Genomic DNA, 12,156 nt, shown 5'->3' with positions numbered 1-12,156 from the left:
ATTATCACCTTTATATTATGGACTTACTTTGTGCTCATCACCTGAATTGTTCAATTTAACTTGAAGTCCTTTTTCCTTAATAAATTTTTCTGTTTTTTCTAAAGCATTATATTTAAGTGGCTTACCTGTTACGGTAATTACAATTCCTGTTTTAGGAACCATATCATTATTATTAGCATATCCTAATATTTCTTTTATAGAATCATCTACATTGGTATTATTTACTTTTAATTTATCTAACAAATTATTTCCTTTTTCTGTTTGACTATACGCATCAATTATCTTATCAAATCTATTAACTTCTAAAGTTATTAAAGATGTTGTCTCTATGGAAATAGTCTTATCTATTGATCTATATTGTAATATACCTACAATAAATATTATTACTACTATACTTGCAATTATTGAAATTTGAAGCTTATATTTTTTAAAAGTAAAGCTTTCTTTACTAATAAAATCTTCTCCCACTCTATTTTCCTTTTTGGATTTAACTTTAATAAATTCCCCCTTAGAAGTTAAAATAATAGAATAATTTATACCCTTAGAAAGTATAATTCCTCTATGTTCATCTTCATTATTAAGCTGAATAATTTCCTCTGAACTAGGTACTTCAGAAGCTTCTTCTATTTGTAAATACTCTTGCAAATATTTATAATTAGGATTTGCTAATATAACAACAAAGGTTACTATATATTCCTTCCAGCTTTGATAAAACTCCTTATCTATAGGGGTTCTTTTCAGAAGTCTATTAATAGGAAATTTTTTAGTAGTATTTAAATACTCAAATAATTCAACATCTTCTATTATAAAGTATGCAATATTCAATATTTTATTTCTAATTATATATGAAGGCTCATCATGAATTAAATCCTTAATTAGTATCTTATAAGTTAATAGTTCTTCTTTTAATCTAATTATTTCCTCTTCTCGATTTTCAACTATATCATCTAAAGTTAAATTTGCTGGAGACTTTGTTGAAAATTTATATTTATCATATTGAAAGATACCTGTTATCACTACTCTCCCCACCTTACATATCGTTACTTTTTATCAAATTCCCTTTTACTATAACTCTTTCCTTTGCCCCTACAGTACAAGTAACTAATGTTATTGTAGCTTCATCTGTATTATCCAAAACCTCCACATTATCAGGGGATACTATAAAATTATCAGTTACTTCATACACATATTCCTTTTTATTTGCCTTAATTAATATTTCATCTCCTATTTCTACCTTATATAAATTAACAAAGGCCTCAGAATAATCTGAAACTCTATGACCGGCAACAGAAAAGTTTCCCTTTTCACCTGGCTTTGCTGAGCCTTCAAAGTGTCCTAAATAATATTGAAGAATATCATCACTAATACCTTCCACTATTCCTTGAGACAAACTTATACTCGGGATTTCCATCAAAGCAATAGGCTTATATCCATTTATTAATTTTTCTTCTTCTTCTGTAGATATTTCTTTAGGCTCTTCATTTATAACTTCTTCTAATATATTTTGAAGTTCTTTTTGTTTTTTTGATGTATCTATTTTCTTGTAAACTATAGACACAATAATAGATATACCAACTACTATTAAAATTAATCCTATTATTCTTCTAATCTTTTCTTTCAAATAATCCAACTCCTGATAAACTTTTATATTCATTTATCATATATTATAACATAAACATCTATAATCATTAATCTTTTAGGAGTAACTTATGAATAGAAAAATTATTTATGTTGACTTTATTTTTAAACGAAAGAAAATATCTTCTAAACCTTTACTATTAATTTATAAAATTAAAATAAATATAAAGAATCTTTTTAGCAACTTAATTAAATTTAACCATGCCAATACTAAAAATCCTTCGTTACTAATTAAGCTTCATCCTTATAAAAAAGTATTATAAGTCTTAATTAACTTCATAAGTTTTATATAAATCCTTGATATTATAATTTCCTATAGAGTAAAATGGTCTTAATAATAATCTTGGAGGTATACAGATGAGAATAGGATTAGGATATGATGTACATCGTCTTGTTGAAGGAAGAGACTTAATAATTGGTGGAGTTAACATCCCCTTCGAAAAAGGCTTGCTTGGTCATTCAGATGCTGATGTTTTACTTCATGCAATTATAGATTCCTTACTTGGAGCTTCTGCTCTTGGCGATATTGGAACTCTTTTCCCAGATACTGATATAAAGTTTAAAGGTATATCTAGCATAAAGCTTCTTGAAGAAGTTGGTAAACTATTAAATGAAAATGGTTATTTAATTAATAATATAGATTCTACTATAATTGCCCAAAAACCTAAAATGGCTCCTTATATAAAAGAAATGCGTGAAAACATAGCAAAAGCTTTAAATATTGATGTAATGAAAATTAATGTAAAAGCAACAACTGAAGAAGGATTAGGATTTACAGGAAGTGGAGAAGGAATATCTTCACAAAGCATATGCCTACTTACAATGTAAACTATAGACTGTAAAATGTAGAATTGAGGTGAAAACTCCTTTTGGAGTTTTTTCACTAAAAAATAAAAAGATGAAAAGCCTCTTTGCTGAAGTAAAATCAGCATGAAATGATGAATTAAGAAGAGCTATGGCAATCTTTTTGTGCCATAGCTCTCTTTTGGTTATATATTTTAATTTTACAATAGCCTTATTTTTTTCTCCAAAGAATATATATTGCTATTATAGCACAAATCCCCACAATATATGGATAAAATTAAAATATCATTCTTGAAAAAGTATAAATGGCAGCTAAATCTCTTAAGAACATAAGTTATGCTCCTTAGAGTGTTGAGCTTCTATTTTTTAATATAAACAAAAAGAGAGATTAAAACAAATTAATCCCTCATTATTGGTGCGTTATCAGGGGATCGAACCCGGGACACCCTGATTAAGAGTCAGGTGCTCTACCAACTGAGCTAATAACGCATATATGGAGCGGGTGATGAGAATCGAACTCACGTAACTTGCTTGGAAGGCAAGGGCTCTACCATTGAGCTACACCCGCATATCTTATTGACAATAACATTATATATGCCATAACTATTACTGTCAATAATAACTTTATAAATTTATATAATTTCAGTTAAAGATTTTAGTAAAATATCTCTAAATTTCTCACCATTCCTCTTGTTTTCATCTGCATTTTCACAAATTTTTCTCCATTCTACCAAGCTTATTCCTGTTCTTTCTATGAAATCTTCCTCAGTAGTAGTTATATAGCTTGAATTAACAACGAATTCTCCTAACTCTTTTGGATTATCAAATATCTTTAAATATAAAAATTCTTTGTTATCACCATACCATGTTCTATTAAAATCTCTACAGAATCTTTTTAGTGATTTTATTAACTTATCATTTGGCAAATTCCAGAAGCTTCTAATCATATCTACATGTCTTCTCATATTATTTGCTTCTTCTTTTGATATTTTTTTATTTTTTTCACCATCAGAAATTATTCTTTCCACTGGAATATTAGGTATATTAATTATTACTCTTTCTTTTCCGTAAATCCATTTATAAAAAGCTTCTTGTAAAAATGAGTATTGAATGTATCCTAATAAAGTCTTCTCATTAGGAAAGTATGACCAAATATTACTAAGACCATTATTTTTTGAAAATATTAAACTATGAATATATATGCTTCTACTATCTGGAAGTCTATCCATAAACATATGACCTCTAATAGTCTTATTTTCATTAATTAATTCTTCCCAATAATCAAAAGAATCATAATTATGTCTCACAGTATCACCTTTCTTTCAATTTCGAAATATAATATACTATAAATATAGTATATAGTATATTTTAACTCATTTTCAAGTAATTTTTCAGAATATAACAAAGTAACATTAAACACTTTAAAAACTTAAAAATTCACTTTGTTCATAATATGTTAATTTTTATAAAATTCTTAATAATCTAGATTATTTTTTAAAAAAATTATATAATATATGTAAAGAGATATAAAGTTATTTAAAGGAGGCATGACTTTGTACCACTGTGAAATTTGTGGAGCTAAAGCGGATATACATCATATAGTTCATAAACACGAAGGTGGTTACGATATTAAGTTAAATTATAAATATCTATGTAACTACCACCATAGAGGCAAAATTGGACCCCATAACTGCATAGAAACTGATATTAAATATAAGCTTGAAATGCAAAAAAAGCTTTTTAAGCTTTTACCGAAGGATTACTATACAGCTAAAGAACTTTATGGACTTTTAGAAATAACAAATTCTTTATTAAAAAAGCTAGTAAAAAACTTAAAGCTTTATAAAGAAGGTTATTCTAAAGAGGAAATAATTGCAAACCTCATGGGTGGTAAACTATACTCCTATAATATACTTCAAGAAATAGAGTTAGAACGTCTTTACCATAATATTAATATTGGCTAAAATACTATTTTATATTCAATTAATTAAAAGAAATATCATATTTTTCTAAAATACTATTTCTTTATGTTGACATTGATATAATAAATAATTATAATAAAAAATAAATATTTAATGCGTTGAAGAGAAGAGTAAACTACTTTTCATTTTCAGAGAGAGATAAGTTTGGTGAAATTATCTTATTTGAATTTAGTTGAAGACCACCTCTGAGCGGCTCTAATAAAGCCCGTTTAATATCACGTTACGATATCTTAAGAGGCCTATTTATATCTTTAGGCAATTAAGGGTGGAACCGCGGGAAATATAGAATTTTATCACTCTCGTCCCTTCTATTATGAAGGGACGAGAGTTTTTTATTTTTAAAAATGCGAAGGGAGAATATAAGAAATGATTAAAATTACTTTAAAAGATGGATCTGTAAAAGAATTTGAAGCTGGAATTTCAGTACTTGATATAGCTAAATCAATAAGCGAAGGCTTAGCTAGAAATGCTTACTGTGGAATAGTTAATGGGAAGGTTGTTGATTTACGCTACGCAGTAAATGAAGATTCTGACCTTGCAATTTGTACATTTGATTCTCAAGAAGGAAAGGATGCAGTAAGACATAGTATATCTCACGTATTAGCCTATGCTGTTAAAAGATTATATCCAGAAGCAAAATTAGCTATTGGACCTGCAATTACTGATGGTTTCTACTATGACTTCGATGTAGAAAATTCTTTTTCTGCTGAAGATTTAGTTAAAATTGAAGATGAAATGAGAAAAATAATAAAAGAAAATCCTTCAATTGAAAGATTTGAATTACCAAGAGCAGAGGCTATAAAGTTAATGGAAGATGCTAATGAACCATATAAGGTTGAATTAATAAATGACTTAGGGGAAGATGAAGTTATTTCCTTCTATAAAATGGGAGACTTTGTTGACTTATGTGCTGGTCCTCACGTAATGTCATTAAAATCAATTAAGGCTATTAAACTTCTTAGAAGCGCAGGTGCTTACTGGAAGGGTGATGAAAAAAATAAGATGCTTTCAAGAATTTACGGAACTGCATTCTTAAAGAAAGCAGACTTAGATGCTCATTTAGAAGCTTTAGAAGAAGCTAAAAAAAGAGATCATAATAAGCTAGGAAGAGAACTTAAATTATTCACTACTGATGAAAAAGTAGGTCAAGGTCTACCTCTATTAATGCCTAAGGGTGCTAAAATAGTTCAACTTCTTCAAAGATGGGTTGAAGACGAAGAAGAAAAGAGAGGCTATGTATTTACAAAGACTCCATATATGGCTAAAAGTGATTTATATAAAGTTTCTGGTCACTGGGATCACTACAAAGATGGTATGTTTGTTTTAGGAGATGAAGAAAAGGATGCAGAAGTTATGGCTTTAAGACCAATGACTTGCCCATTCCAATATACAATATATAATTCTGAACAACATTCTTATAGAGAATTACCAATAAGATATTCTGAAACTTCTACTTTATTTAGAAATGAGTCTTCAGGGGAAATGCATGGTCTAATAAGAGTTAGACAATTCACTTTAGCTGATGGACATATAGTATGTAGACCAGACCAAGTTGAAGAAGAATTCAAAGGTTCTCTTGAGTTAATAAAACACATAATGAGTACTTTAGGTATTGATGGAGATATTTCATATAGATTCTCTAAATGGGATCCAAACAATACTGAAAAATATATAAATAATCCAGAAGCTTGGGAAGAAACTCAAGTATTAATGAAAGGTATCTTAGATCACCTTGAAATTAATTATGTAGAAGCTGAAGGCGAAGCTGCATTCTACGGACCAAAGCTTGATATTCAATTCAAGAATGTTCATGGAAAAGAAGATACAATAATAACTATTCAAATTGACTTTGCTTTAGCAGAAAGATTTGATATGACTTATATAGATAAAGATGGTAATAAGAAACGTCCTTATATAATTCACAGATCTTCAATTGGATGTTATGAAAGAACTTTAGCTATGCTTATTGAAAAATATGCTGGTGCATTCCCAACTTGGTTATCACCAACTCAAGCAATAGTTCTTCCTATTTCTGATAAATATAATGACTATGCTGAATCAATAGTTAAAGATTTTAAAAATGCAGGAATCAGAATTGAGGGAGACTATAGAGCTGAAAAGATAGGTTACAAAATTAGAGAAGCTAGACTTGAAAGAATTCCTTACATCCTAGTTGTTGGTGAAAAGGAAGCTGCTAACAATGAGGTTTCTGTAAGAAGCAGAAAGAATGGAGAAGAAGGAGCAATTCCAGTTTCTGAATTAAAGAATAGATTAATACTAGAAATAGCTAACAAAGAAAAATAATAGAAAAGTACTTTAAGATAAAAAAGATGGGATTTCCCATCTTTTTTTATACCTTAAAAAGAGTACACCTTTTCCCATATCTCCACATAAGTTCTTAAATTGACGATATATCCTTATTTTTCAAGGTTTATCGGCTTTTCTTGTTTGGCAGTACCGCCTTATAAAATGCGGTTTCGCCTTGTAGCTTCACTTATTGATAAGTATAGAGAATTACATAAATAAAGCTCACCTACCAATTCAATACTTGAGCATAAGAAAACGACCACACAGGAGCATTTTTACTCTTGTATGGTCGTTATTTCTTTTGGTTTAACCTACTTCAGTTTAGCTGAAGCTTTTACGTCTTTTTGCTACAAGCAGTATGCCTAAAGTACTTGCAGCAGAAATTGCTAAGATTATCCAAAGAATTGCATTATTAGCATCGTCTGTGTTTACTTTGTTTGAGTTTTCAGAATTTGTGGTATTTTGAGATACATTAGAATTTGTGCCACCGCCTGCGTTCTCTTCCTTATCTGTATTTGTGCCACCGCCTACGTTCTCTTCCTTATCTGTATCTGTGCCACCACCTGCATTCTCTTTTCGTTCAAGTACATTAAAGAAAGTTGAGCCTTCTCCGTCTGTGAACTTAAATGTGATGTCATGCTTTCCAAGGCTAAGAGTATCTATGTAATCTTTGTTAAGTGTTACGATCGTACTTCCGCTAACTGCTGTGTAATTATTTTTATCTACTAATTGTCCGTCTATTAGTATATCTGTGAACTTATGGAATTCTCCGATGCATCTTACTTTGTATCCTGCGTCATCGCCCTTATATACTTCACCTTCTTTTCCTTCTAGTATGTCATATATTATAGGTTCGTATTCTGCTATATCTAGAGCCTTTATGCTACTTAATTCGCCACTTGCAGTAACTTCACTAGAAGGCTTGTTTATTCCTGTGCTGCTTAGTGTTACGTAGTAAATCTTTTTTGCACTATCCCCTTGTAAGCTATCTAAATTCAGGGAATTATCTCCTTCACTAAGTAGTACCTCTTCTCCATTTAATATCTCATCAATAGTAGGTTCACTATCCCCTTCGTTTACTATTAAGTATTTTAACACTCCAGCACCGTCAGATGTAAGACTAATACTTGCGTTAGTTTCATCGGATCTAGTAGCACTATTTACAGTTATATTTGAGTAAGGAACTGTACCTATCTCAAAGAAGTGTACATCGTATGTAGCAGGAGCCTTTATATCCTGGTTATTGTTTTCATAAATTCCTTCTATAGTAACCTTTACTTTATCTCCCGGATTATATTGTTTAGCAGGTCTAAAAATTATCATTCCGTTTTTATAAAGAAGCTTCCCTAAATTTCCTACCTTTTGCCCAGGTAATATTTCTTCTATCTCTCCGTTACATTCTAATGTAACTTTTAATTCTGATTCTTTAACCTTAATTTGAGAAAGCACTACAAAGCTCCATGGGTTTTGAGAACTATTTGTGTTAAAGATGTCTACAGGTTGTTTTCTAGCAGGCCACATAACTCCTGTATGTTCTGGGAGATAATTACCCATAGCATATTGTAATACATTTGGATTCTGTGAATATCTTGAAGCTCCAAATCCTGTTGTTCTGTTAGCTGTAGTCAAAATTAGTTTTCTATGTCCAAGTCCTGTTCCATCGTTTCCAGGATCAGGCATAAAGCTGTTTACGATTTTTCCAGCAACACCTCCTCCTTGTACAATATTTGAACTATTTGTTCCTTGATTGGCTAAATTAAACACAGGCTCAGCAATGCCTGCCGCTAAAGCCTTATCCTTTGGTAAGTAGTGGGTAGTTACGCCTAAATAATCGCTAAGAGCAGCTCCCGCTTGTGCTACCATCATTTTCTCCTCATCGATTTTCATTTCTCTTGCTCCAGCTACGTATCTAACAGAGTTTATGGCGTTTAGAGCATTGTCAATTGTTTTGTCGCTAAGCTTACCAATAAGCTGTTCTCTTTTATCCTTGTCTGTTTTTATGTTAATAGTTCCGGCTTTTATTTGGTCGTTTATAGCCTTGTTACCAATATCAGGTACTATGTCGTACTCGTCTTTCATATTTGTATCAAATGGGTGAGTAGCAAAATATTCATTAATTTGTTCAAAGGTTCTTTCGTCCGGATATACATGAACAAATGTGGAATCCGCACCTTGTACCTTATTAACAGGCATAAAAGATAATACTAAAGATAGTGCTATACCACTTATTATTGCTTTTGTAATTTTTCTTTTTCTCATATATAATCTATTCCTCCTCGTGTAATGTAGTTAAGATAGCATTACTACATTTTCTGTTATTTAGATTTTTGTTAGGAAATATCTATAAACTCATTATTTTGTAGACTATTAAATCTATATTATAATATCTTTAGAGATAGAGTTGGTTTAACCACCACCTCGTATTATAAAGTAGTAGTGTTTATAGTCCCTAATAGTTTGCACAAAACAAATCCCTTCCTTTTTCTTTAGACTTTAGAAAGTACTTCTAAAGTACTTTCTAAAAAATCTTTTGTTAGGCTTTTATAGACTAACTATTTTAATCCAAAGAAAAGCATTCTTGAGAAAGATTCTGGAGTCTGTCCATGTGCTCTTACACTTTCTGTATAGTACCTTTCTACTATGTCATCTAATTTCCAAATTGTTTCATCGAAGCCTAAGGTACTTACATAGAAGTTTTTATCTTTTAATTGTCCTTTATCTATCCCTTTTATATTTATTCCATTATCATTTGGAGTTCCATTTATTGAACTGTCTTCATAACAATTTTGAATTGTGCTTATATCTTCTACTGTTCCAACAAATTTATTAATTACTCCAGTTCTTGTTTGTGAACCAAGTGAGGCAGAGTTTTTAATCACTGTTGTTGCATCCATCTTACCAATAAACAATCCATTGGTTGCTACATATTGTTTTGCTCCATTTTGACCATGAATGTTTGATATTACATTTTCAATTGTTACATTACCATGTGCAATAGCAATAATACCACCACTGTCTTCTCCTTCACTGGCAAGTTCACCCTGTACATAACAGTTCTTAATATAACCTCCTGTCTTTTCACTAATTTTCCTGCATTAACTTCCTTTATAGCAATTTCTTGATTATTTTCATCTAATAAAACGATAGTTGCTGATTTTAAAGCATTATCTTCATCAATTAAATCAAATCTAGCTATAAGTCTGCCATTTTCCACATCTTCCTTAATATCAATATCTGCAACCTCAAGTTTTTGTTTTAATATTGTTACAGGAATGATATTATCTTGAGTTAATGGAAATCTCTTTCCGTTTGATAGCACCACTTCTTCTAGATTTATATCAGTTTTGCCTGCCTGATCTATACCATCAACAGTTACCACATATTGTTGATTTTCTTTTGTAACTGGATACTCCTTTCCATTCACTACTGCAAAGGATGGGGCAAAGCTTGTTGCATTTGAGCTATTGAATCTTAACTGAATTGGTTCATTTTTATCAAATGTATTTGTTTGTAATCCATTTTTATATGCAGCAATATCTGATATCTGCCACTGATAATCAATTACAAGCTCTAATTCTTTTGTTTCAAGCAGCATACCTGTATGCTTCTCATCATGTTCTATCAACTGATTAGTATCTAAATCATAACAAATAGCAAAATTAACAGTATATTTTTTACCATATTCTAGCACTACTTCAATTTCATTTTTACCTGCTGATATATCATTCATTTGTATCAGCTGTTAGCTCTCATTTAAAATTTCTATATTTGCTGATTCAATACTATTATCATGGTCTTTCAAGTAGAAAGAAATATATACCTTTGACTCATTAATATCTTCATTTACAGTATAACCTTCTATACTTGGAACATCCTTTAATACATCAAGCTTTATTGTATAATCTACATATATTATTTTCCCATTATTTAGTAATACTTCTGTAAAATGATATTCTTTTATACCTGATGTATTGTTATTACCAACATTTACAGTATAAATATTACTATTTTCTACTTTCTTAACTTGATATTCATTATTATTGATTATTACTTTTTCAATTATTGCATTATAACTGACATCACCTAAGAAAATTAGATTTACTTCCTCATTCTTATATGGATAATAATTATCTTGCCCTACATCAAATAAGACAACTTCATAATTCAAGTTTTTTTCAACTTTCCTTACTAAAAGGGTTAAATCTGTTACAGTTATACTTCCATCACTATTGAGTTATCAGGATTCAATGAATTGTTCTCATTGTCCACATTGTTAGAAGAATTCTGATCTCCAGGAATAAATACCTGATTTGATTGATCCTGTATTATATCAACAGTGATTTTTGATTCACCTACCATGATATCTTCTTTTCCCTCAGAAGTAACAATATCTTTGATAAGAATATCTTCTTTTCCAGCCTGAGCATTCTCTTTAACCCTCAATGTAATCTTCACTATTTCCTCTGGGGTCTTACTTCCTACCCTTTTGATAGCTACAAACTCACCTGTGTCTTTATTAAATTTGAGTTGCTCCCAGTTGTTCAGTGTCTGAAAATCACTTTCTAATACTTCCTCAAATATACTTTTATCATACTCTAAAGTTGCCTTATAGGCATTGACTCCTTTATTGATTTCTTCATAATTGTCAAATCTTAGAGTAACTACAACTTCATCCCCACTCGTTAATTCTGTCTTATCATTCTCCAGAATGGCTTTTATTCCCGATGCTGCGTATACCCTCATACCGGATAAGCTTAGGATAATAAAAGCAAGAATGCAGATAAAGCCAAATTTAATTTTTCTCATAGCTTCATCCTTTCTTCTGTCAATACCTACATCAGTACATTTAGCTTTTGCCTATAAATTAGATGATATATTTTTTTCAATGTGTCTAATGAAAGGCATCTCACTCTATTGATTTTAGTCATTATCTATAAAATAAAGTGATATATTCTATGATTAACTCATTCTCCTAAATCACGTCATTTTCCTAAATCACGAAAATTATTATACAAAAGCCTTTATAAATATTCAATATAATTTTGTATAAATTTAGGTATAAGTGGAAATTTTTTTTCTTAAAAATATACAAAATTTTTACTATTATGCTACTTTTAAATATCTTTTATTACTTTATTTTCTTATTGCTTTATTTAAGTATCCTTCCTTTAATCATTTTATAAAAACCTTGTAGTTACAATTATTTCATGTTCTCAAATATCATCTTTATGTTAATATAAAATATAATACACACCCTCTCTTGGCTAGGTAAAATACTAGCGGATGTGTTTACATATGAATAATACATAAATATGCTAGTTGACTTGCATAAATCATGTATGACATTATTAGAATTAATTGTTAATTAAGGTATTACTAAATCACCTATTAACAGTTAGTGAGACGGTACTATGTCACAATGTAA

11 protein-coding genes, 2 tRNA genes and 1 other annotated feature are annotated in these 12,156 nt (G+C 30.0%); of the genes, 3 read left to right on the top strand and 10 right to left on the bottom strand.

Features of this window, described 5'->3' with window-relative positions; all coding sequences use genetic code 11:
* Positions 1-15: 15 nt before the first annotated feature.
* Entirely contained in the window at positions 16-1,017 is a 1,002-nt protein-coding gene (locus ACQRD5_RS12330) for an anti-sigma factor domain-containing protein (protein ID WP_291626413.1), read from the bottom strand.
* A 13-nt stretch (positions 1,018-1,030) separates the two neighbouring features.
* Positions 1,031-1,621, bottom strand: a complete 591-nt coding sequence (locus ACQRD5_RS12325; RefSeq protein WP_291626414.1) for a class D sortase — start codon at positions 1,619-1,621, stop codon at positions 1,031-1,033.
* Between the two features lie 374 nt (positions 1,622-1,995).
* Between ACQRD5_RS12325 and ispF the strand changes: the two genes are divergently transcribed.
* Positions 1,996-2,466: a 2-C-methyl-D-erythritol 2,4-cyclodiphosphate synthase gene (ispF, locus tag ACQRD5_RS12320; protein WP_291626415.1), complete on the top strand. Its 471-nt coding sequence runs from the start codon at positions 1,996-1,998 to the stop codon at positions 2,464-2,466.
* A 389-nt stretch (positions 2,467-2,855) separates the two neighbouring features.
* On the opposite strand, the gene ACQRD5_RS12315 is transcribed toward ispF, so the two are convergent.
* The 3 genes from ACQRD5_RS12315 to ACQRD5_RS12305 form a co-directional block, all read right to left on the bottom strand.
* A tRNA-Lys gene (locus ACQRD5_RS12315) sits at positions 2,856-2,931 on the bottom strand.
* A 5-nt stretch (positions 2,932-2,936) separates the two neighbouring features.
* A tRNA-Gly gene (locus tag ACQRD5_RS12310) sits at positions 2,937-3,010 on the bottom strand.
* 64 nt (positions 3,011-3,074) lie between these two features.
* Entirely contained in the window at positions 3,075-3,749 is a 675-nt protein-coding gene (locus ACQRD5_RS12305) for a hypothetical protein (protein ID WP_291626416.1), read from the bottom strand.
* 246 nt (positions 3,750-3,995) lie between these two features.
* Between ACQRD5_RS12305 and ACQRD5_RS12300 the strand changes: the two genes are divergently transcribed.
* Together ACQRD5_RS12300 and thrS are read left to right on the top strand one after the other, a co-directional pair.
* Positions 3,996-4,406, top strand: coding sequence for an HNH endonuclease signature motif containing protein (locus ACQRD5_RS12300; protein ID WP_374044441.1), 411 nt, complete (start codon positions 3,996-3,998; stop codon positions 4,404-4,406).
* 107 nt (positions 4,407-4,513) lie between these two features.
* Positions 4,514-4,734: a binding site (T-box leader), on the top strand.
* A 56-nt stretch (positions 4,735-4,790) separates the two neighbouring features.
* A complete protein-coding gene (thrS, locus tag ACQRD5_RS12295; RefSeq protein WP_427746871.1) occupies positions 4,791-6,728 on the top strand; it encodes a threonine--tRNA ligase in 1,938 nt (645 codons plus the stop codon).
* 324 nt (positions 6,729-7,052) lie between these two features.
* Here the strand turns inward: thrS and ACQRD5_RS12290 are convergent, their stop codons facing one another.
* The 5 genes from ACQRD5_RS12290 to ACQRD5_RS12270 all read right to left on the bottom strand — a co-directional run bounded on the left by ACQRD5_RS12290 (position 7,053) and on the right by ACQRD5_RS12270 (position 11,537).
* Positions 7,053-8,990, bottom strand: a complete 1,938-nt coding sequence (locus tag ACQRD5_RS12290) for a CAP domain-containing protein (RefSeq protein WP_367244119.1) — start codon at positions 8,988-8,990, stop codon at positions 7,053-7,055.
* A gap of 293 nt (positions 8,991-9,283) precedes the next feature.
* A complete protein-coding gene (locus ACQRD5_RS12285) occupies positions 9,284-9,640 on the bottom strand; it encodes a hypothetical protein (protein ID WP_291626419.1) in 357 nt (118 codons plus the stop codon).
* A gap of 68 nt (positions 9,641-9,708) precedes the next feature.
* Entirely contained in the window at positions 9,709-10,461 is a 753-nt protein-coding gene (locus ACQRD5_RS12280; protein ID WP_291626420.1) for a hypothetical protein, read from the bottom strand.
* Positions 10,462-10,473: 12 nt separating this feature from the next.
* Complete coding sequence (locus ACQRD5_RS12275; protein WP_291626421.1) at positions 10,474-10,899, bottom strand: hypothetical protein; 426 nt, start codon at positions 10,897-10,899, stop codon at positions 10,474-10,476.
* A 44-nt stretch (positions 10,900-10,943) separates the two neighbouring features.
* On the bottom strand, positions 10,944-11,537 hold the full coding sequence (locus ACQRD5_RS12270) for a cohesin domain-containing protein (RefSeq protein WP_291626422.1): 594 nt from the start codon (positions 11,535-11,537) through the stop codon (positions 10,944-10,946).
* Positions 11,538-12,156: the final 619 nt, after the last annotated feature.

This window comes from Clostridium sp. SGI.024 (genome assembly GCF_050315195.1).
Classification (GTDB): domain Bacteria; phylum Bacillota; class Clostridia; order Clostridiales; family Clostridiaceae; genus Clostridium.
This window is presented reverse-complemented; position numbering and strand designations above follow the sequence as displayed.